The sequence below is a fragment of the Clostridium sp. J1101437_171009_A5 genome, assembly GCF_015547905.1.
Lineage (GTDB): Bacteria > Bacillota > Clostridia > Oscillospirales > Oscillospiraceae > Pseudoflavonifractor_A > Pseudoflavonifractor_A gallinarum.
In genome coordinates, this window is record NZ_JADMVY010000005.1 from 58,357 (window position 1) to 78,860 (window position 20,504).

Below are 20,504 nucleotides of genomic sequence, written 5' to 3' on the forward strand. Positions count from 1 at the left end.
ATGGAGTACAAATGCCCCCACTGCGGCGCAGACCTGCCGGAAAACGCCGTTTTCTGCCCCCATTGTGCGAAGGACATCCATGCCCGGAAAGCGGCGAAAAAGCCGGTCCCCCTGCTGAAAAAGCTGCTGCTGGCCCTGCTGGCTCTGGCGGTGCTGGCCGCCGTCGGGTTTGGGCTGTGGGCAGTCTTCGCCCCCAGGACCTACGACGGCTATGGGGAGGTCCGCTACGGGGACTATCAGCTCCTGCTCACCCAGAGCGTAGACCGCTACACCCCCGTACCGGAGCTGACCATTCCCGGGGAGCCGGAGGGCCAATACCGGGTGCCCTCCCGGCTGTTTGTCAACGACACCCATAACGGCGTGGACGCCTCGGAGGCCTTCCTGGCGGAGGTGGTGGAGGTAACGGCGGCCTTTACCGGCCAGGAGGACAGCCCCTCCCCCTTCGTATGCTCCCAGCCCGCCTACAACGAGGGCGCGCCCGAGTGTCCCCTCATCTCCCTCATCGACTGCACCGGGCAGAGCTCCCCGGCGGAGCTGGTGTGGACCTTCCACATGAAAAATGGAGACACCATTTCTCTCCGGCAGATCTATGAAGTAGTTCCCATCCCGGTGTATGACTACTACCCGGAGGACTACCCCATGGACACGGCAGAGGAGCTCCAGGCTCTCATCGACGCCATCCCGGACCAGGTGACGGACCCTGTGGCGGTCATCAACCTCCACCTGCCCCCGGTGACCTATGCGGACGGAATCACGATCCAGAGCCGGAGCATGAACCTGTACGGTTCTGCCGACGAAGCCGGGAGGCGTACCACCTTCACAGGCCCCGTTCAGGTGGTGGCACCTAACAGCGAGATCGCCTATCTCCAAGACATTGACTTTGTGGGGCGCGGCAGCGGCACCGGTCTCTCCGGCTCCTCTCCCTTCCGGGCCACAAACTGTACCTTCACCGGCTGGGACACCGGTGTACTGGCCTACAGCACCAGCTGGGCCAATGTCATCGGCTGCACCTTCCAGAATAACGGCATCGGCTTCCAATTCGACAGCACGGGAGAGTACGCCAACCACTCCATGTACAACGACAACCTCTTTGAGGGCAATGATGTGGCGGTGCAGCTGGATAACGTCCCCACCGACGTGGTCCTCAACTTCCAGGGTTCCGTCTTCCGGACCAACGCCCAGAGCATCCTCAACTCCTGCGACCAGCCCCTGGACCTGTCCCAGGTCACCTTTGAGTAAAGGAGAATCTCATCATGGAACACAAATGTCCCCACTGCGGCGCGGACCTGCCGGAAAACGCCGCCTTCTGTCCCCACTGCGCCAAGGACGTCCACGCCCGGAAAAAGGTGAGAAAGCCTATCCCTCTGCTCAAAAAGCTTCTGCTGGGCCTGCTGGCCCTGGCAGTAATCGCCGCCATCGGTGTGGCTGTCTGGTACTGTAATCGCCCCTATGTGCCCCAGCGGTATGACGAGCTGGGTGTGGTGTACTACGAGAGCGGAGATAAGACCTATCAGCTGCTGGTGGCCTGGCCCAACGACCGCTGTGCCCCCGCCCCCGACATCTACCAGCAGGGCTCCCCTGACGAGGAGTATCGCTGGCCCTCCCGGTGGTATGTCAACGACGCCGCTACCGGCGCCGATGCCTGGGCGGAGTTTGAGCCTCTGGTGGAGAAAGTCACCGTGGAGGTGGTTCAGGACGAGAAGGCCGCCGATCCTCTCACCGCCGGAGAGCCCAGTCACGACGAAGAGTACTCCCCCGACGCCGCCATGATCTGCTCCCTGGATTTTACCGGCGATTCCGGAGAGCCCCAGATCGTCTGGACCATTCAGATGCAGAACGGGGACGAGATCCGCATCCGCCAGAACATCCATGTTACCCCCATCATCACCCACGAGTACCACTGGCAGGACTACCCTATGAACACCGTGGAGGAGCTGCAAGCCCTGCTGGACCAGACCGTCCGGGAGGTTGCCCCCTCCGATCTGATCCACATCTACCTGCCCCCCGTGACCTATGAAGGGGATCTGAAGCTGGCCCGGGCCTATGAGTTCTACGGCTGTACCGACGAGGGGGCGGGGCGCACTGTTCTCAAGGGCTCGGTAACTATCGGCAGCGGCAATTACCAGTTCATCTCTTATTTCTATGACATGGACTTTGTTGGAGACGGCACCGACATCGGCATCATTGCTCCCGTCAAGACCTGGGCCATCGGCTGCTCCTTTACCGGCTACAAGACCGGTTTCCAGTCCCAGGGGAGCGCCTGGGTGAATGTGACCGAGTGTACCTTTACCGACAATGAGGTGGGCTTCCACTTCAATTCCACCGGCCAGTCCGCCTCCGACAGCCGCTATCACGATAATCACTTTGTGAACAATGGCACCGCCGTGCTGCTGGAAAACGTGCCCACCGATCTGACCCTCAGCTTCGATGGCTCAGAATTTTCCGGCAACGGCACGGATATCGGCAATCCCTCCGGCCACAGCATTGATACCTCCAAGGCGCTGTTCCAGTAATCTTCCCCGATCCGCCAAGCGGCGCGTCATAAAGACGCGCCGCTTTTCTGTTCCTCGCTTCTATCGATTTTCTCTATATCACTTTATCTATTTATTTTATTTGTCAATTTGAACTTCCTTCGGCACACTGCTATGATAGAAAACGGTAACATTGCTTTTCGTCAATCAGTGTAGCGGATGTGAATATGAAACAGAGTATCCTTTCCATTAACCAGGTTTTTAAGTCTTTTGGGCAGATCCAGGTCCTTCACGGCGTCTCCCTGGAGGTACAGCAAGGGGCTATCACCGCTATCGTGGGGGATAACGGCTCCGGTAAGTCCACCCTGATCAAAATCCTCTCCGGCAACCTCCGGCCCGACCGGGGGGAGATCCAAATCGGTGGACGCAGTTATCGTGGTCTCACCATCCCCCAGGCCATGGACCTTGGAATCCGGACCGTGTATCAGGACCTGGCACTGGATAATTTTAAAAACAGCGTGGAGAACATTTTTCTGGGCAGTGAGCGCATGCGCGGTCCCTTTCTGGACCGGCGCGCCATGGCAGAGGAGGCCAGGCAGCTTCTGGAGGACATCCATGTAAAGATCCCCGACCTGACCCAGCCCGTGAGCTATCTCTCCGGCGGACAGCGTCAGGGGGTGGCCATTGCCCGTGCCCTGCGCCGCCCGGGCTCGGTCCTGTTGTTGGACGAGCCCACTGCCGCCATGGGCATTCAGGAGAGCCACAGCACGCTCCAAATGCTCTCCCGCCTCCGGGAGCGCGGTATGACCCAGCTCATCATCAGCCACAATCTTCACCAGGTCTTTGCCCTGGCCGATTTCATCTATGTACTGCGCTCCGGACATATCATCGCGGGAGCTGCCACGGCGGATACCACCATCGACGCCCTTCAGGACCTGATCCTGCGCCGGGAAAGCGAGGTGGAGGAAGTATGATCGCTCTGAAACGCTGGTGCTCCAAGCAGTCCACCTCCCTGCTGCTCCTGGTGGTATGCCTGGCCATGATGGTCTTTCTGTCCATACAGACCCAGTCCTTCTTTTCCCTGAAAAACGTGGTCAATATCCTGGAGGCCAACTCCTACCGGCTGCTCCTGGCCTGCGGGATGATGTGCATCATCTCCTCCGGCGCCATTGACCTCTCGGTGGGATCCATCCTCTCGTTCAGCGCCATCTGCACCGCTATGGCACTGAAGGGCGGACTGTCGGTTGGACTCTCCATCCCCCTCGCCCTGGCTCTGGGCGGAATCATGGGGGCTATCAATGGCCTGCTCATCCACTTTACCCGCATCAACGCCTTTATCATTACCCTGGCCACCGCCTTTCTGTACCGGGGCCTCTCCCTCATTGCCACCCAGGGTATTCCCATCACCAAATTGCCCCAGGGTTTCCGCTCCTTTGGCTGCGGCGATCTCTTTGGTATGGAGTCGGGCGTCACCATGGCTCTTCTGGTCATTGTCTTGCTCATCCCTCTCTTTTACCACATGCGCTGGGGCACCTATGTGACCTCCCTGGGCGGCAACCCGGAGGCGCTCAAGCGCAGCGGCGTGCCCATTGGACGCTACCGGGTCTCGGTCTTTGTGCTAATGGGTGCTCTGTCCGCGCTGGCCGGCATCATTGTCACCGCCCGGCTCAACTCGGCCGAGGCCAACGCCGGCCTCAATATGGAGATGGATGCCATCTGTGCCGTCATCATGGGAGGAACCGCACTGCACGGCGGCCGGGGCAATCTGCCCGGTACCGTGATTGCAGTGTTTCTCATGGGACTCATCCGCAATGGCCTGACCATTCTGAGCGTCTCCTCCTACTACCAGCAGTTCATTACCGGCGCCATGCTGTTGTGCGCGGTGGTCATTGCGGAGTTCCGGGAGCGCAAAAGCCGTATCGGCTGATCCAACTGGTATAAAGGAAAGAGCTTCCTTTATCATAATCTGTCTTACAGGAGGATATAAGATGATGAAAAAATGGTATTCCCTTCTGCTGGCGGCTGCAATGCTCTTCAGCCTGGCCGCCTGCGGCTCTTCCGCCAATGTGGAAGGCACCCCCGCCCCTCAGGAGAGCACTCCCGTGGTCAGCGCCACCCCCGCCCCGGAGGGTGAAGGTGCGGACAGCGGCCTCTCCCCCACCGTGCAGCAGCTCTATCAGGAGTTTGACGCCGCCATGGAGGCCCAGATCGGCACCATGCCCGAGCAGTTTGGCGACATCAAGGTGGGCGCTGTGGTGATCTCTCTCACCAACCCCTTCTGGGTCAATATGAAGAACTACTACGAGGCCGCCGGTGAGGAGATGGGCATCGACATCGATGTGCAGACCGGTACCACCGAGGGCGACACCGCCTCCCAGCTGGACGTGCTGATGACCATGGCCGACATGGACTATGACGTCATCATTGTCTCCCCCATCGACGGCACCAACCTGATCCCCGGCATCGTCAAGTGCAACGAGAACGGCGTCAAGGTCATCAACCTGGGTCCCGGCGTGGATGTGGATGCCCTGGAAGAGGCCGGCGGTCATCTGGATGCCACCATCACCGTGGCCTTTACCGAGCAGGGTGAGACCGTGGCCAACGACATGATCTCCCGTCTGCCCGATGGCGGACAGGTCGCCATCCTGGCCGGTCTGGCCGGTGCCGGCCAGAGCGAGGGCCGCACCTCCGGCGCCAAGTCTGTCTTTGAGGCCACCGACAACATCGATCTGGTGGCGGTGCAGAACTGCGACTGGGACGCCACGCTGGCCTATGACGCCACCAAGGCCCTGATCACCGAGTACCCCGACCTCAAGGGTATCTTCTGCTGCAACGACACCATGGCGCTGGCCGCCGTGGAGGCACTCACCGCGGAGGGTAAGGAGGGCGTCCTGGTCTACGGTGTGGACTTCACCGACGACGCCCGTGCCGCCATCAGCGCAGGCACCATGACCGGTTCCATGTCCTACTCCAGTGAGCGGTACACCAAGGCCGCGCTTCAGATGGCGGTGATGCTCAACGAGGGCGAGACCTTTGAGAACAACATCTACCTGCCCCTGACCCTGGTCACTGTGGACAACGTCAACGACCTGGAAGGTTGGAAGTAATGCATTCGTTTCTGATTGAATCGGCACTGCTCACCCATGGCTTGGTGTCCATCTCCAATGAGGAGATGCTGCGCCGCTGGCCCCAGGAACTGGACAACATTGCCTGGGTGGATGCCGGGCAGGTGGTGATTGGCTCCATGGCGGAGTTTCTCCCCTTCCGGGACCGCGCTTCGGAGCTGTGCCGTATCAGCTATGACCGGCTGCCCACCGCACTGGAGGAGGGGCTTTCCGGCGCGCTGACTGCCTCGGGAACCATGGCCGTCTGCCAGCAGATGGGACTTCCACTGGCCGTGACCTGCGGCATGGGCGGCATCGGTGAGATCCACAGCGAGGCCCTCTGCCCCGACCTTCCGGCTCTCCGGGATATTCCGGTGGCACTGCTCTCCACCTCCCCCAAGGACATGCTGGATATCCCGGCCACCATTCAGTGGCTGACCGACTCCGGCGTGCGGGTTCTGGGAATCGGAGGGGACCGCTGCACCGGCTATCTCTTCCAGAGCGCCGACGTGCCGCTCTCCGGCACCTGGAGCGGGGAAATGCTCTCTCAGGAGCACGGCCGGCTGCTCCTGCTCCACCCCATTCCCGCTCACAAGCGAGTCGGGGACCTCTCCCTGCTGGCGGAGGGCATTGCCGCCGGAAAGCAGGCCGAGGCCGAGGGGCGGGAGTATCATCCCGCTGCCAACGCCGCCTTTGATCGTCTGACCGACGGATACTCTTCCCAGATCCAATTTGAGTCCATCTGCGCCAACGCGCTTCTGGCCGCCCGGTTGACCGGTGAGAGGTAAAATAATCATTGTTTATAAGGATGTGTCACAGAGACTCCGTGACACATCCTTATTTTTATAAATAGCTGTAAAATACCCGTTGCCTTTCCCCCTCTTTTTCCTTTATGATTAGAGATAAGAGCTGGGCAAAACACGGCCCGACCGTCTCAATGTGTCATTGGGGGCGATGTGTTTTATGATCGAGCAATCCTCTGTTTTATCTTATCTGGATGCGAGCCTTCTGTTTCGCAGTTTCACTTTGGAAGAGCGTCTGGAACTTTTGGACACCCTGAATGCGCGGCAATCCCACCTTCCCAAGGGGACCACCGCCCTGCAGGATGGGGAAGAATGCTCCGAGGTCGGCGTGATCCTTACAGGACGTCTGCACCTGTTCCACACAGATATCCACGGCAATAAAAATCTGATGGACACCTTTGGCAGAGGGGAGTCCATCGGCCTCATCAATGCCGTGGGGCACTACCGCCTGCACATCTCCGCCATCGCCATGGAGGATACCGATCTTCTCCGCTTCCCCGTGGACATGCTTCTGCGAGACCATACTTTGACCTCTCCGGTGCAGATCCGTTTTCTGCAAAACCTCACCCTGGCGCTGGCCCAGGCCGCCCAGCGGCTGACCCGAAAGCTGGAGGACAGCATCCGCCGCTCCATCCGGGAGCGGCTGCTGGACTATCTCTCCGCCCAGGCCCATCAGGCTGGAAGCCGTGTCTTTCCCATCCCGCTCAACCGGCAGGATCTGGCGGACTATCTCTTTGTGGACCGTAGCGCCATGTCCAACGAGCTGTGCAAAATGCGGGATGAGGGCCTGCTCCGCTTTGACCGCAACGCCTTTGAACTGCTGGACGCCCTCTCCCTCACCCCGGAAGAATCCGACCCAAATGTCTGAATATCGTTTTCTCCCCCGGTAACCGCATGGTTATCCGGGGGAATTTTTTGCGTATTTTTCTCTTTTTCCCCCGTTTTTTCTCCTCCGTTGTCTACACAACCGTTTTTCTGCCTCATTTATGACATGATAGATATAACCCCCAGTGGCAAAGGTCCCATGATTTTGAAAGGATTGGATGTGCCGCCTATGAAACCAGCTTCTGTCCTATTCCTCTTCTTCCTCTACTCCTTTGCCGGCTGGATCTGGGAGTCCTGCTATGTCTCCCTGCATACACGCCGCTGGACCAACCGCGGTTTCCTCCGCGGCCCATTCCTTCCCATCTACGGCTTTGGGGCCCTTCTGATCACAGCTCTCTTCACCCCCTTTGCCACTCACCCTCTGCTTCTCTTCCTGGCCGGCATGGCCAGCGCCACCGTACTGGAATATGGGACCGGCGTTTCCCTGGAGCGTATGTTTCATCAGAGATATTGGGATTACAGTCGGTTTCCTTTTCAGCTCCACGGCTACATCTCCCTGTATTCCTCCCTCTGGTGGGGCTTCTCCTCCCTGGTTCTGGTCCGCTTTCTTCACCCCCTGGCCACTTCCTGGGTACGGACCCTCCCCGCAGGAACCGTGATTCTTTTCACCAGCCTGCTCCTCGTACTGGAAAGCATCGACTTGCTTCACTCCCTGCATCGGACCCTTCCCGCTCACCCTTCCGCCGCTGACACACCGGCCGATCCATTTCTCTCCACCTGCTTCAGACCTCTCCCATTTTAAAGAAAGGCGGTTCTGTCTATGAATCCTTCCTCCCGTCCTCCCTATGACATCCACGATGCGGATTACGAGCAGATCCTCGATGATCTGCCCGCCGCTCCCATCAACCGGAAAAGCGGACTTCTCTCCGGCCCCGCCGGTCTCTTTCCCCTGATTGAATCGCTCTCCTATGCCGCAGGCTTCCTCACCGCCTCTGCCGGCGTCATCCAGATCTCCGCCTTTTATGCCCTGTACAAAGCAAAGCTCTCCGGGGCAGGCTGGGTCCTGGCCGGTGGTATCCTGAATCTGCTTCTGAGCGTGGTCATTCTCCTCAACCCGATCGTGAGCTGGTTTTCCCTGACCGCACTGTGGGGCGTCTATCTGTTGGTCTCCGCCATTGCACTCTCGGCTGAATCCTGGTCCGGCCGTCGTGCCGTCCGCTTCTAAGCGTATCTGTGAGGTGTCTATGAAAAAACTCGCACTGCTTCTCTTTCCTCTCCTGGCGCTGGCCGCAGGGGCGTTCTCCTGGACCCTGTCCGGCAACGGCCTGGAGACCGTCTATCCGCTTCTGGCCCTCTCGCCTCTGACACCACCCGGCGCGGTATTTCCGGTAGTGTGGACCATCCTCTATCTGCTTATGGGATTGGGCCTGGCCCTCGTCGTCCGAAAAGGCGGTCCCGGTACCTCACTCGCCGTGGTGATCTGGGTGTTACAGTTGGCCGTCAATGTGATCTGGAGCCCGCTCTTCTTTGGCCGCGGAGATTATCTCGCCGCCCTGCTCTGTCTCGGGGTCCTGTGGCTATTGATCCTGCTGATGCTCTTTGCCTTCCACTCGGTCAGCCGGGCGGCGGCATGGCTGCAGATCCCCTATTTCCTGTGGGTCAGCTTTGCCGGGTATCTGAATTACACCGTCTGGGCCCTCAACCGCTGACCAGCTTTCCCCATCCTCTCCACTCAAACTGCAAGAGCTGCGGCAATCCGGCGCAGCAGAAAGGCAAGGTATTGCTATGATGTTTCAATTCTTCTGGACCCGAAGCGCCTCCATCTGGATCTCCATCCTCTATATGGCCCTGGGTCTGCCCCTGCTCCTCTTCCCTGGAATCAGCGGCACGATCTTTGTATGGGCCCTCTCCGCCGGAGCCGCCGTCTACGCCGCCAGTCATCTCTTCCGCTATCTTCAGAGCCGTAAGGCAGGGGAAGGCTCCGGAGGCGACCTCTTCCTCACCGTGCTCCCGCTGGCCTTTTCCCTCTTTGCCCTGTTCTGGCCCCAGGCCATCCTCTCCTTCCTCCCTCTGGTGCTGGGTGCTCTTCTGCTGATTGATGGAGTGGGCAAGGCCCCCCTGTTCTTTTCCGCCCTCCATCTGCGGACCTCTACCCTCATTCCGCTGGCCCTCTCCTCCCTGATTCCCCTCATCCTGGGTATCCTGCTCATCGTCAATCCGTTCCATGCCGCCCGTATGACCATCATGGTTTTCGGTGCCGCTCTGATTGCAGACGGCGTGAGTGATCTGGCCACGGCACTGGCTTCCCGCAAACTTCCCACCGCTCCTCCCCCCGACTCTGTCCCTACCGACCCCACTTGATCAAAAGGAGATCTCTTATGAATCTGTATTTCTGTTCTCACTGCGGCAACGTAGTTACCAAACTCACCGATTCCGGCGTGCCGCTGATCTGCTGCGGCCAGCCCATGACCCTGCTGGAGCCCGGCTCCACGGACGGCGCCGTGGAAAAGCACATCCCCGTGGTACAGCAGGGCAACCGCTGGATCATCCTCAATATCGGCAGCAGCCCCCACCCCATGACCGAAGCACACTCCATCCTCTGGGTCCTGTTGGAGACCGAGCATGGCTTCTACCTGCGCCATCTCTCCCCCGGCAGTGATCCACAGGCCGATTTCCTGCTTCCCTGCGGTGAGTCTCCCATCGCCGCCTACGCCTACTGCAATCTCCACGGGCTGTGGAAAACCACCGCCTTTTCCCGCTCAGATACCCTCTGTTGAACCACGATCCCCGCTCCTCTGTCCACAGGAACAGCCCTCCATCCACTCCTCCACCATTAGAAAGGCGGAAGCTCCCATGTATAAAAACTCTCTCATCTCCAGCACACACAGTGAAAATACAGAAAAGGTCAACGCAAAAATGACCGAAGCCGTGATGGCCGCACTCAAGGCCATCCACAGCGCCGCCTCGCCCGACTCCATGGAGCCGGAGGACCTGAAGCGTCAACGCCTGGGACAGGAGGTCCTGGGTCGGCTGGTCTCCCCACCCATCGGCTTCAGCTGGGAGCCCTTTACCCTGGATGGCATGCCCATGGCCTGGGTCCGTCCGGAGCGGGGACACGACCGGCGCCGGGCCATCCTCTACTGTCACGGAGGCGGCTACACCAGCGGAAACCTGGGATATGCCCGGGTGCTGGCCGCCAAGATGGCGGGGGCGACCGGATGTGCGGTTCTGGTCTTCCAGTACCGGCTGGCACCCGAGCACCCCTATCCCGCTGCGCTGGAAGATGCCCGTGCCGCCTGGGATTATCTGATGCGGCAGGGGTGGGGCGCCCGTGACATTCTGCTGGCCGGTGACTCCGCCGGCGGAAACCTGGCGCTGGAACTGGCGATGACCCTGCGGGACGAAGATCGCTTTCTCCCCGGCCGCCTGATCCTCTATTCGCCCTGGACCGACATGACCGCCTCCGGCGACTCCTATGAGAGCTGCAGGGATCTGGACCCCATGCTCTGCGCCGATTATATCCATGCCGTGCGCAGTGCCTATGCCCCCAACACAGACTGGAGCCGCCCTGAGTTCTCCCCCCTGTTTGGGGATCTGCGGGGACTGCCCCCCACGCTCATCCAGGTAGGGGAGCGGGAGATCCTGCTCTCCGACTCCCTTCGGCTCCAGGAGGGGCTGGCCCAGGCCGGCGTCCCCTGCGTGCTGGAGTGCTGGAAGGATCTGTGGCATGTATTTCAGATGTTCCCTCTGAAAAGCGCCAGCGAGGCAATGGAGCATGTGGAACATTTCCTCCATCAGATGGGCTGATTTTCCCCCAAGCGCATCAAAATACATCCGTATAATGTCCCCTGGAAAACTACTATGTGGGGATAAGAAAAGGCTTACCGTCCGCAAATTGCGGACGGTAAGCCTTTTTTGTGTGTCAATCAGGATCGCATCCCAAGTCTCATTAATCGCGGTTTGCCATGCGGAGATAGGACTCCAGACGTTCGGCGGCGTCCTTTTCCGCCTTGGCCAGGAGCTCGTCTGCCTGCTCCGGGAACTTCTTGTATAGCGAGGCATAACGTACTTCACTGAGCATAAAGTCCCGAATCGAAGCGGTGGGCACCTTGGAATCCATGGTAAACGGATTTTCTCCAGCCGCTTTCTTACGGGGGTCAAAGCGATAGAGGTGCCAGTATCCGCACTCCACCGCCCGCTTGGCCTGGTTCTGCGCCTCGCTCATACCGGCTTTGATGCCGTGGTTGATACAGGGGCTGTAAGCAATGACCACAGAGGGACCGGGATAGGACTCTGCCTCGCGGATGGCCTTCAGAGTCTGGGCCTTGTCGGCACCCATAGCCACCTGCGCCACGTAAATGTAGCCGTAGCTCATCAGCATCATGCCGAGGTCTTTCTTCTTCGTGCGCTTTCCGCTGGCCGCAAATTTAACGATTGCAGCCGTAGGCGTGGATTTCGAGGCCTGACCGCCCGTATTGGAGTAGACCTCCGTATCCATGACAATGACGTTGACATTCTCGCCGGAGGCCAGAACGTGATCCAGTCCGCCGTAATCAATATCATAGGCCCAGCCGTCGCCGCCCACGATCCACTGAGAGGGACGAACGAGGAAGTCCCGCTTTTCGTACAACTCTTCCAGCGCCGCATTTCCGCTGCGGTCAGCCGCTTCCAGCGCGTCGGACAACCGGTCGGCACGCTGACGTGTACCGGTGGGATCTTCACAGTTGGCAGACCAATCGGCCATGGCATCCTTCAGTTCGCCGTCGGGCAGATTGGCCAGCACTTCCTCCGCCAGGTCATGCAGACGGTTGCGCACCACCGATGCACCCAGCATCATGCCAAAGCCGTATTCGGCGGTATCCTCGAACAGGGAATCGCCCCATGCGGGCCCCTGGTTTTTGTGATTGACCGCCAGGGGGACTTCCGGAGATCCGCTCCACGCGTGGGAACATCCGGCAGAGTTGGCCCACAGCATATGGTCGCCATACAGCTGTGTGATGAGCTTCAGATAGGGCGTCTCCCCACATCCGGCGCAGGCGCCGTTGAACTCCAGATAGGGCTTGAGGAACTGGCTGCCCTTAACGGTGAACTTCTTGCTCTCTTCCATTTCCTTCAGCTGGACATGCTCCGTGGTATAGGCCCAATCCCGGGTATTTTTCTCCCGTCTGGGCTCATAGGGCGTCATTTTCAGGCAATCGACCGGGCACGTTTTGACGCAAATACCGCAGCCGGTACAATCCATACCGGAAATGGCCAGATGATATTTTGTATCGGCAAAGCCGGTGGCGTCCTTCATTTCATACCCATCGGGGGCGGCAGCGGCTTCTTCCGCCGAGAGCAGCGTGGGACGAATCACGGCGTGGGGACAAACGAAGGAACACTGGTTGCACTGGATACACTTCTCCATCTCCCACTCGGGGACGTCGATCGCGATACCACGCTTCTCCCACTTGGAGATATTGGTATAGTAGGTGCCGTCCTCGCGTCCCAGGAAGGTGCTGACGGGAAGCTGGTCGCCCTCCTGGCGGCCCATGACGCGGATCACATTCTTGACATAGTCGGGGGCATCCTCCTCGGCGGCATCGTCAACCGCATTGGCCCAGGAGTCCGGAATTGCGACCTGGCGGATCTTGCTCAGGCCCAGATCAACCGCGGCCTTGTTCTTGTCCACAACGTCCTGGCCCTTGTTGCCATAAGTCACTTCGATGGAGTGCTTCAATTCCCGGACCGCGGAATCCAGATCCATGATACCGGAAATTTTGAAAAAGGCCGCCTGGGTGATCATGTTGATGCGGTTACCCAGACCGAGATCATGGGCAATATCCACCGCATCGATGGTGTACAGTCGGGCCTTGCGGGCCCAGAGGGTACGGCGCATACTGGCAGGGAGCTTCGTATTCAGCTCTTCGTCGGACCAATTGCAGTTCAGCAGAAAACTGCCGCCCTCTTTCAGATCCCGTGCCATGTCATATTTTTGCACATAGGCCTGGTTGTGGCAGGCGATGAAATCCGCGCTCTTGACCTGGTAGGAGCCCTCAATGAGCTTGGGGCCCATACGGAGGTGGGAGACGGTCAGGCCGCCGGATTTTTTAGAGTCATAGGCAAAATAGGCCTGCACGTAATAGTCCGTGTTGTTGCCCACGATTTTGACGGCGGCCTTGTTCGCGCCGACGGTGCCGTCGGAGCCGAGTCCCCAGAATTTCAGGCTGAAGTTTTCCTTGGGCGTGGAATCGAATTCCACAGGATAAGCCGGCAGGGACAGATTGGTGACGTCATCCACGATACCCACCGTAAAGTGGTCCTTGGGCGTCTCACTTTCCAGGTTTGCATAGACCGCCATCACATCTGCGGGCGTAAAGTCCTTGGAGGACAGACCGAACCGGCCGCCGATGACCATGGGCGGCTGTGCCATTGTGCTGACTGCGTTCTTCACATCCATGTAAAGCGGTTCGCCGATCGCGCCGGGCTCTTTCGTTCGGTCCAGCACAGCGATACGCCGCACCCCGGCAGGAAGCGCCTTGAGCAGGAATTCGATGGAGAAGGGACGGAACAGATGCACCTCCACCAGGCCGAGACGCTTGCCGCGGGCATTCCAGTACTCCAGCGTTTCGCGGATCACACCGCAGGCCGAGCCCATGGCGACGATCACATTTTCCGCCTCGGGGTCGCCGAAGTAATCAAAGGGATGGTAGTTCGTCCCGCAGCGCTGATTGATCATGTTCATGTACTTTTCCACCGTGGCGGGGACCTGATCGAAGAAGCGGTTGGTGGACTCACGATACTGGAAGAAAATATCCGGATTCGTTACGACGCCCCGTGACACAGGATGGTTGGGATTGAGGGCGTTCCGGCGGAAGGCCTTCACCGCGTCCCAGTCCAGCATCTCGGCCAGATCCTCATTGTCCAGGACTTCGATTTTCTGGTATTCGTGGGAGGTGCGGAACCCGTCGAAGAAATGCAGGACCGGCACGCGGGAGCTGATTGCGGACAAATGGGCGGTCAGCGCCATGTGATAGGCCTGCTGCACACTGGAGGAGGCCAGCATCGTTACGCCGGTCTGGCGGCAGCTCATGACATCCTGCTGATCACCGAAGATGGAGATAATGTTGGTGGCCAAAGAGCGGGCGCTGACATGGAACACGCCGGGCAGCAATTCGCCCACGACCTTGTACATATTGGGCAGCATCAGCATCAGGCCCTGGCTGGCAGTATAGGTCGTGGCCAATGCGCCGCCCTGGAGGGCGCCGTGGAGGGCGCCGGACGCGCCGCCTTCGGACTGCATTTCACGCACGTCCACCGTCCGCCCAAACAGATTCTTTTTTCCCGCCGCGCTCCACTCATCAATGATCTCAGCCATGGTGGAGGAAGGTGTGATCGGGTAGATGGTAGCGATTTCCGTGAAGGGATACGATGCGTACGCTGTTGCTGTGTTGCCATCCACTGTAATTTTTGACAAACCCATAAACTTTTCCCCTGTCCTTTCCCATTTTTTGTGAAAACCGCTTGAAATTCCACAGGTCATATGCTAAAATATGCTATAATAACAAACGATGATTTATATTATAGCACTCTCTTGGCAATCATTATAGCATACAAAACAAAAAATGCAACGCATTTTTCCGTATGGCACATTTTGGGGATTCGCCAGACATTATCCTGTATAGACCAGAAAAATCCCTTAAAATGGCGCTGTTCAAAGGCATATTTGTTGCAAACTGTAATGATTGTTCATTTGGGAAGCGCAGGTGATCGCACAACGAAAGATTCATTTTTTCTGAACTGCTGAACGGACACAAGATAAGACGGCTATACGAAAAGAGGATAGGATTATGTTGAAGTACGACCGCGAGCAAGTGATGCGTATTATCCCGCAGCGTGATCCAATTTTGCTGATTGATTCGGTAGAGGAGCTGGACCCGGGCAATTCGATCACAGCGACATTTTTCGTACGTCCCGATATGGCGATTTTTCAGGGACATTTTCCAGGAAACCCGATTTTGCCTGGCGTTTACACGGTAGAATCCGCCGCTCAGGCCACAAGTCTTTTGTTTTTGTCCCTGGATCGATACAGCGGAAAGCTGCCGCTTTTCTGCGGCATTGACAATGTCCGTTTCCTGCGGAAAATCAAGCCGGGCGATACGATTACCCTGAAGGGAAGCTTGCTCTCCGAGAATACGGAAAAGGCCATTGTAAAAAGCCACGTGGAGGTCTTCAACGGCGACGAAAAGGCTGCACTGGTGGATGTAACGCTGGCAATCCGTTGAATCTGCTTCACTTTTCTGGTGGAAGCGATCTGTGTATAAAGCGGAAGTCAGCCGACACACCGGTGTACAGCGAAATACCAGGGTGATGTCTTCCCGTCCACGTGGGAAGAACGCTCCGGGCATTGGGGAGCAGTTCCCTACCGCCATTGGGAATCGGCAAGCAAAGTCATTTTATGTTTGACAAAAGGTACAATAAGGTGCTATATTTTCAAACAAAGAATTGTCTATATTTTGCGTTTTTCACATCCCCTGTTTGGAGCTGGCCAGATGGCCTGTAAAAAGGTCTCTTTTCCTCGCTGCTCTGGCGTCCAACACGCGGATGAAGCAGATCAAATCAATTAGATTAGAAAGTGAATGAAAGTATGGAGAAACATAGCCGCAAGGCTCCGCAGATTCAGTCGGTCGTTCGGGCCGGTGAGATCCTGGAGGCGTTTACCGGATTCAAAGAGCTCGGACTCGCCGAAATTGCAAGACTGCTGGATCTGAATAAAAGTACGACGTTTGGACTGGTGAATACCCTGGCAGCTCTGGGATATCTGGAACAGGTTCAGCCCAGCAAGAAGTATCGCCTCGGTCTCCGTTTACTCGAACTAGGCAACCTCGTTCAGCGGCGGCTGGATGTACGTGAAGAAGCCCGGCGAAATATGGTGGCCTTTTCGGAAAAATACAACGCCCTCATGCATCTGGCAATCCACTCCAATGGATATGCCGTTTACATCGACAAGGTGGAAGTGGACGCACCCATCACCATGTATTCCCAGATCGGCCGGCGCGCCCCCATGTATTGCACCGCAGTTGGCAAGGCCATGCTGGCTTTTCTTCCGGAGGAATACGTGGAGGAAGTGATCGCCAGAGGGCTGGAACCCCACACCGCTAACACCATTGTTGACCGGGAAGCGCTCTGGAATGAACTCCGTCAGATCCGCAGCACCCAGATCGCCATGGACCGGCAGGAGCTGGAAGAAGGCCTGACCTGTGTCGCCACCCCTATTTTCGACCGGACGGGCAAGGTGTGTGCGGCGATGAGCATTTCCTTCCCCTACGGAAAAATCCGAGGCGTCAATCTGGAGGCCCTGGAAAAGGATCTTCGGAACAACGGCCGGGAGATTTCCATACGGATCGGTTTCAAGAGTACCGGAGAGACCGAATTGTAACCAATATGTGATTTTGCTGTATGGTGCAGAGATGCACCACCGTATTTGAATGTCCTCATTACAGAACGGCATTCGGCAATGTAGAACGAATTACTTGATCTGACCGCATGCCAGTGTTGAAAAAAGCGGCGTATGGGAGGGGGCATCCCCTCACCACACGTGATGATAAGATTTTTTGATTGCTGGAGGTACTGGATGGAAAGTAGAGGGACCCTTCTACTGAAAGCGGAGGGGATGAGTAAGTTTTACGGTCCGGTCCACGCACTGGAGGATGTAAACTTCGATTTGTACCGCGGAGAAGTTCACGCTCTGATGGGTGAAAACGGCGCCGGAAAATCAACGCTTTCAAAACTGATCGCCGGAATCGAAACACCAACGGCCGGCAAGCTGGAGTTTGACGGTAAGCCTGTGGTCATCCCAACGCCGCAGGTGGCACTGAAGCTGGGGATCGCCATGGTTACGCAGGAATTCAACTCGATCCCACATATGACGGTGGCCGAGAACATTTTCCTGGGCCACAGCGAAATGTACAAAAAGGGCATTTATTTTGACAAACACCGCGCAGAGAAGGAGACCAGAGAGCTTCTTAAGCTCTTTGACATGGACGAGAGCATAAATCCCGCAGCCAAACTCTCTACCCTCTCCGTCGCAGAACAGCAGATCGTAGAGATTGTCAAGGCTGTATCCTACAACGCGCAGATGATCATTCTGGATGAGCCCACGGCCTCGCTGTCCAACATGGAGGCGCAGCGTCTGTTCCAGGTGATCCGGGACTTGAAAAAGAAGCAGGTCGGATTCATTCTGGTCACCCACCGCTTCAACGAAATTTTTGAGATTTCCGATCGAATCACGGTCCTGCGGGATGGCAAGCTGGTGCTTCCCGGCGCGCCCATGGAGGAGATGACGGAACAGTCCCTGGTGCGGGCGATGGTCGGCCGTGAAATGGTGAACTTTTACGGTGAAAAGGTGGAAAACACCGTCCAGCACGATGAGATATTGCGGGTGGAGCACCTCTGCGGTAGGGGCGGCTTCCTCAAGGACATCTCTTTCGTGGCCCGCAAGGGTGAGATCACCGGATTCGCCGGTCTGGTCGGTGCCGGACGTACAGAGCTGATGCGCGCGGTGTTTGGTGCGGACAGCTACGATTCGGGCGCGGTATATCTGGACGGCGTCTCGCTGAAAAAGGGCAGTCCCAGAACATCCATCAAGTACGGGTTGTCCATGGCCACAGAGGACCGGAAATCCGAAGGTTTGCTGCTGGATTTGAGCTTGATCATGAACACCTGCTACGCCAAAACGGTGCAGAAAAAGGGCTGGATACTGCCCCACAAAAGCGAAAAGGCTGACACGCTGAAAATGGCCGAGATGTTCCGTACGAAGATCGGCAACATTCATGACAAGGGTAGTTCCCTGTCCGGTGGCAATCAGCAGAAGATCGTTCTTTCTAAGTGGCTCTTGACCAACCCGAAGGTCCTGATCGTGGATGAGCCAACCCGTGGTATCGATATCGCCGCAAAGGCCGATATTTATACGATCCTGAAGAACCTGGCGGCCTCCGGTATGTGCGTGATCGTAGTTTCTTCCGAATTGCCGGAGATCCTGGGCATCTGTGACCGGGTCATGGTGATGAAGGACGGCGAGATCGTCAAGCACATGGAGATCAGCGAGGCTTCGGAGGAGCGGATCATGGCCTATGCCTCTCTCGGACGCGCGGCCGAAAAAATAGACAGCGAGGAGACGATGAAAGCATGAAAGATACAGCGCTAAAAAGCGGAGCCCGGCATTCTGGACTGCAAATGGTCTTAACCAACTATCGGAGCGAGATCGGCGTTTTTGTCGCGTTGATTCTATATTGCGCTGTAATCTCTGTTCTGTCCCCGCATTTCCTGACCGGGAGAAATATGTTGAACCTGTTCAGTCAGCTCTCGGTTGTAGGCCTGCTGGCCATCGGTGAGCTCTTCGTCTTGCTGACCGGCGGCATCGACCTCTCCGTGGGCAACACGATGGGCCTGAGCTGTATGGCAGGCGGTATGGTCATGGCCAGCACCCAAAATATAGCCGCCGGTATCATCGTAGCACTCGCCATCGGCCTGCTCTGCGGTGTCGTAAACGGCTATCTGGTCGGCTATGTGGGCCTTCCCGCCTTCATCGTCACACTGGGTATGATGGGTATTACGCGAAACGCAGATTATTTGATGTGCGGCGGCATTGGAATCAACAATTTGCCGGAAGGCATAAAAATGCTCACCAAGGCGAAGGTGTTGGGCATCAATGTATACTACATTATCATCATCCTTCTCTTCATCCTCATGGGATGGATCCTGAGCAATACGAAGCTGGGCCGCAATACCTATGCGATCGGCAGCAATAAAAATGCCGCCCGGCTCAGTGGTGTGAATACAAAGCTGGCAACGCTGCTTCCCTATGCCATTTCCGGCCTGTTCGCCGGTATTGGCGCCGTGATTTTGATGAGCCGGTTTGCGGCTGTGGACCCCAACTACGGCTCTGGCAACGAGATGAACGCCATCGCGGCCTGCGTGGTGGGCGGCACCTCCCTGGCTGGAGGAAAGGGCAGCATGCTCGGTACATTCATCGGCGTGGTCCTGATGGCATGTATTTCCAACGGTCTGGATCTTCTGGGCGTTTCCCCCTATTGGCAGGGCGTGACGATCGGCTGCGTAATCATTGGCGTGCTGCTGATCGAGACCTATTCTGAAAAGGTAAGAGGCAAGAGCAAGAAGTAAGCACCTTATCTAAACGCGCGTATTTCTTTCGTTCCGGCATATCATTGCATTCGTATTTATCAGCGGAGCTGATAAAAATAAAAAAAGGGGAGAATCAACTATGAAAAGAATTCAGAAGATGCTTAGTCTCGCGCTGGCCCTGGCAATGATGATGTCCCTTGTAAGTTGTGGCAACAACGCCACGCCCGCTGGCAGTGCGGCACCTTCCGGTGACGCAGATGCTCCTGCCAAAACCGCTGATGCTCTGGAAGTCGCATATCTGCTGCCCTCCGCAGCCGTGCCCTTCTGGGTCTATCTGCAGAACGGTATTCAGGAAAAGTGTGATGAATACGGCTACAACCTGACCGTCTATGATTCCAACAACGAGGCCTCTACCCAGCTGAAAAACGCGCAGAACGCCATTACCACCGGTAAGGATCTGATCATTATCAGCCCCTGTGACAGCTCCTCCTGCCCCGCTGTTCTGGACGCCGCGGAGGAGGCTGGTATCCCCGTAATCGTGGCCGACGTGGGCACCGACTCCGGCACCTATGCCAGCTACATCTCCACCCCCAACTACGAAGGTTCCTATGAGGTCGGTCAGTACCTGGCCAACTACATGAAGGAAAACAATGTGGACGGCACCATCGGTGAGATCACCATCCCTCTGGCCCGCAAAAATGGTCAGCTGCGCCAGGAAGGCTTTACCAAGGCCGTCACCGAGGCCGGTTTCCAGATGGGTACCAGCCTGTCCGTCAGCAACTCCACCTATGATGAGGCCGAGGGCTTCTGCCAGAACATCATCTCCGGCGATCCCAACTGCGTTGCCATCTGGTCCCACCAGGAAACTTCCACCGTTGGTATCATCACCGCTCTGGAGGGCATGAACGAGAAGGACATCCTGGTGGCCTGCTTCGACGGCTCCCCCATCATTGTTGACTACATCCGCGAGGGCAAGGTCCTCTGCTGCGGCGCTCAGCAGCCCGTTGAGATGGGCCGTCAGGCGCTGGAAGCCGGCAAGACCTATATCGAGACCGGCAGCTGCGAGCCTGAGATCGGCGTGCCCACCCTGCTGATCACCGCTGAAAACGTGGAAGAGCTGATGCCCGAGATCGAGGCGAATGTCTACACCCCCGGCGTGTAAGTCCTGATTCTGGCAG

At 57.5% G+C, this 20,504-nt stretch carries 19 protein-coding genes; 18 read left to right on the forward strand and 1 reads right to left on the reverse strand.

Annotation, left to right across the window (positions count from 1 at the left end):
- From I2C21_RS08575 to I2C21_RS08635, 13 genes are all read left to right on the forward strand, one after another.
- Complete coding sequence (locus I2C21_RS08575) at nucleotides 1–1,239, forward strand: zinc ribbon domain-containing protein (RefSeq protein WP_195279019.1); 1,239 nt, start codon at nucleotides 1–3, stop codon at nucleotides 1,237–1,239.
- Between the two features lie 14 nt (nucleotides 1,240–1,253).
- Nucleotides 1,254–2,513 carry a zinc ribbon domain-containing protein gene (locus tag I2C21_RS08580; RefSeq protein WP_195279020.1) on the forward strand — a complete coding sequence of 420 codons (1,260 nt, stop codon included), beginning with the start codon at nucleotides 1,254–1,256 and terminating at the stop codon, nucleotides 2,511–2,513.
- A 185-nt stretch (nucleotides 2,514–2,698) separates the two neighbouring features.
- On the forward strand, nucleotides 2,699–3,445 hold the full coding sequence (locus I2C21_RS08585; protein ID WP_195279021.1) for an ATP-binding cassette domain-containing protein: 747 nt from the start codon (nucleotides 2,699–2,701) through the stop codon (nucleotides 3,443–3,445).
- Nucleotides 3,442–4,398: an ABC transporter permease gene (locus I2C21_RS08590; protein ID WP_195279022.1), complete on the forward strand. Its 957-nt coding sequence runs from the start codon at nucleotides 3,442–3,444 to the stop codon at nucleotides 4,396–4,398. The genes I2C21_RS08585 and I2C21_RS08590 overlap by 4 nt, the downstream gene beginning before the upstream one ends.
- Nucleotides 4,399–4,459: 61 nt before the next feature.
- Nucleotides 4,460–5,578, forward strand: coding sequence for a sugar ABC transporter substrate-binding protein (locus I2C21_RS08595; protein ID WP_235964338.1), 1,119 nt, complete (start codon nucleotides 4,460–4,462; stop codon nucleotides 5,576–5,578).
- Complete coding sequence (locus I2C21_RS08600; RefSeq protein ID WP_195279023.1) at nucleotides 5,578–6,363, forward strand: pseudouridine-5'-phosphate glycosidase; 786 nt, start codon at nucleotides 5,578–5,580, stop codon at nucleotides 6,361–6,363. Before I2C21_RS08595 ends, I2C21_RS08600 begins: the two co-directional genes overlap by 1 nt.
- 238 nt (nucleotides 6,364–6,601) lie before the next feature.
- On the forward strand, nucleotides 6,602–7,246 hold the full coding sequence (locus I2C21_RS17560) for a Crp/Fnr family transcriptional regulator (RefSeq protein ID WP_286167240.1): 645 nt from the start codon (nucleotides 6,602–6,604) through the stop codon (nucleotides 7,244–7,246).
- Between the two features lie 186 nt (nucleotides 7,247–7,432).
- Entirely contained in the window at nucleotides 7,433–8,005 is a 573-nt protein-coding gene (locus I2C21_RS08610; RefSeq protein WP_195279024.1) for a putative ABC transporter permease, read from the forward strand.
- Nucleotides 8,006–8,023: 18 nt separating this feature from the next.
- A complete protein-coding gene (locus I2C21_RS08615) occupies nucleotides 8,024–8,428 on the forward strand; it encodes a hypothetical protein (RefSeq protein ID WP_193538712.1) in 405 nt (134 codons plus the stop codon).
- Between the two features lie 19 nt (nucleotides 8,429–8,447).
- A complete protein-coding gene (locus tag I2C21_RS08620; protein WP_101692123.1) occupies nucleotides 8,448–8,912 on the forward strand; it encodes a TspO/MBR family protein in 465 nt (154 codons plus the stop codon).
- Between the two features lie 76 nt (nucleotides 8,913–8,988).
- The gene (locus tag I2C21_RS08625) at nucleotides 8,989–9,564 is read left to right on the forward strand and encodes a DUF308 domain-containing protein (RefSeq protein WP_101692124.1); all 576 of its coding nucleotides are present in this window, start codon (nucleotides 8,989–8,991) and stop codon (nucleotides 9,562–9,564) included.
- A 17-nt stretch (nucleotides 9,565–9,581) separates the two neighbouring features.
- Nucleotides 9,582–9,980, forward strand: a complete 399-nt coding sequence (locus I2C21_RS08630; RefSeq protein WP_195279025.1) for a desulfoferrodoxin family protein — start codon at nucleotides 9,582–9,584, stop codon at nucleotides 9,978–9,980.
- Nucleotides 9,981–10,056: 76 nt separating this feature from the next.
- The gene (locus I2C21_RS08635; RefSeq protein WP_193538706.1) at nucleotides 10,057–11,010 is read left to right on the forward strand and encodes an alpha/beta hydrolase; all 954 of its coding nucleotides are present in this window, start codon (nucleotides 10,057–10,059) and stop codon (nucleotides 11,008–11,010) included.
- A 142-nt stretch (nucleotides 11,011–11,152) separates the two neighbouring features.
- Here the strand turns inward: I2C21_RS08635 and nifJ are convergent, their stop codons facing one another.
- Nucleotides 11,153–14,665: a pyruvate:ferredoxin (flavodoxin) oxidoreductase gene (gene nifJ / locus I2C21_RS08640; protein WP_195279026.1), complete on the reverse strand. Its 3,513-nt coding sequence runs from the start codon at nucleotides 14,663–14,665 to the stop codon at nucleotides 11,153–11,155.
- A 367-nt stretch (nucleotides 14,666–15,032) separates the two neighbouring features.
- Here nifJ and I2C21_RS08645 point away from each other — a divergent pair, with 367 nt between their 5' ends.
- The 5 genes from I2C21_RS08645 (at nucleotide 15,033) to I2C21_RS08665 (ending at nucleotide 20,488) form a co-directional block, all read left to right on the forward strand.
- Nucleotides 15,033–15,467 (forward strand): 3-hydroxyacyl-ACP dehydratase FabZ family protein, encoded by a 435-nt coding sequence (locus I2C21_RS08645; RefSeq protein ID WP_286167241.1) that lies wholly within the window; start codon nucleotides 15,033–15,035, stop codon nucleotides 15,465–15,467.
- 362 nt (nucleotides 15,468–15,829) lie between these two features.
- Nucleotides 15,830–16,621 carry an IclR family transcriptional regulator gene (locus tag I2C21_RS08650; protein WP_101692128.1) on the forward strand — a complete coding sequence of 264 codons (792 nt, stop codon included), beginning with the start codon at nucleotides 15,830–15,832 and terminating at the stop codon, nucleotides 16,619–16,621.
- 234 nt (nucleotides 16,622–16,855) lie between these two features.
- Nucleotides 16,856–18,373 carry a sugar ABC transporter ATP-binding protein gene (locus I2C21_RS08655; RefSeq protein WP_286167242.1) on the forward strand — a complete coding sequence of 506 codons (1,518 nt, stop codon included), beginning with the start codon at nucleotides 16,856–16,858 and terminating at the stop codon, nucleotides 18,371–18,373.
- Nucleotides 18,374–18,522: 149 nt separating this feature from the next.
- Entirely contained in the window at nucleotides 18,523–19,365 is an 843-nt protein-coding gene (locus tag I2C21_RS08660; protein ID WP_207654883.1) for an ABC transporter permease, read from the forward strand.
- A 100-nt stretch (nucleotides 19,366–19,465) separates the two neighbouring features.
- Complete coding sequence (locus I2C21_RS08665) at nucleotides 19,466–20,488, forward strand: substrate-binding domain-containing protein (RefSeq protein ID WP_195279027.1); 1,023 nt, start codon at nucleotides 19,466–19,468, stop codon at nucleotides 20,486–20,488.
- Nucleotides 20,489–20,504: the final 16 nt, after the last annotated feature.

Excerpts from the sequence above, each read along its gene's own strand:
- I2C21_RS08575 (WP_195279019.1), top strand. The coding sequence starts at position 1 with ATGGAGTACAAATGCCCCCACTGCGGCGCAGACCTGCCGGAAAACGCC.
- I2C21_RS08580 (WP_195279020.1), top strand. The coding sequence starts at position 1,254 with ATGGAACACAAATGTCCCCACTGCGGCGCGGACCTGCCGGAAAACGCC.
- I2C21_RS08585 (WP_195279021.1), top strand. The coding sequence starts at position 2,699 with ATGAAACAGAGTATCCTTTCCATTAACCAGGTTTTTAAGTCTTTTGGG.
- I2C21_RS08590 (WP_195279022.1), top strand. The coding sequence starts at position 3,442 with ATGATCGCTCTGAAACGCTGGTGCTCCAAGCAGTCCACCTCCCTGCTG.
- I2C21_RS08595 (WP_235964338.1), top strand. The coding sequence starts at position 4,460 with ATGATGAAAAAATGGTATTCCCTTCTGCTGGCGGCTGCAATGCTCTTC.
- I2C21_RS08600 (WP_195279023.1), top strand. The coding sequence starts at position 5,578 with ATGCATTCGTTTCTGATTGAATCGGCACTGCTCACCCATGGCTTGGTG.
- I2C21_RS08610 (WP_195279024.1), top strand. The coding sequence starts at position 7,433 with ATGAAACCAGCTTCTGTCCTATTCCTCTTCTTCCTCTACTCCTTTGCC.
- I2C21_RS08615 (WP_193538712.1), top strand. The coding sequence starts at position 8,024 with ATGAATCCTTCCTCCCGTCCTCCCTATGACATCCACGATGCGGATTAC.
- I2C21_RS08620 (WP_101692123.1), top strand. The coding sequence starts at position 8,448 with ATGAAAAAACTCGCACTGCTTCTCTTTCCTCTCCTGGCGCTGGCCGCA.
- I2C21_RS08625 (WP_101692124.1), top strand. The coding sequence starts at position 8,989 with ATGATGTTTCAATTCTTCTGGACCCGAAGCGCCTCCATCTGGATCTCC.
- I2C21_RS08630 (WP_195279025.1), top strand. The coding sequence starts at position 9,582 with ATGAATCTGTATTTCTGTTCTCACTGCGGCAACGTAGTTACCAAACTC.
- I2C21_RS08635 (WP_193538706.1), top strand. The coding sequence starts at position 10,057 with ATGTATAAAAACTCTCTCATCTCCAGCACACACAGTGAAAATACAGAA.
- nifJ (WP_195279026.1), bottom strand. The coding sequence starts at position 14,665 with ATGGGTTTGTCAAAAATTACAGTGGATGGCAACACAGCAACAGCGTAC.
- I2C21_RS08645 (WP_286167241.1), top strand. The coding sequence starts at position 15,033 with ATGTTGAAGTACGACCGCGAGCAAGTGATGCGTATTATCCCGCAGCGT.
- I2C21_RS08650 (WP_101692128.1), top strand. The coding sequence starts at position 15,830 with ATGGAGAAACATAGCCGCAAGGCTCCGCAGATTCAGTCGGTCGTTCGG.
- I2C21_RS08655 (WP_286167242.1), top strand. The coding sequence starts at position 16,856 with ATGAGTAAGTTTTACGGTCCGGTCCACGCACTGGAGGATGTAAACTTC.
- I2C21_RS08660 (WP_207654883.1), top strand. The coding sequence starts at position 18,523 with ATGTTGAACCTGTTCAGTCAGCTCTCGGTTGTAGGCCTGCTGGCCATC.
- I2C21_RS08665 (WP_195279027.1), top strand. The coding sequence starts at position 19,466 with ATGAAAAGAATTCAGAAGATGCTTAGTCTCGCGCTGGCCCTGGCAATG.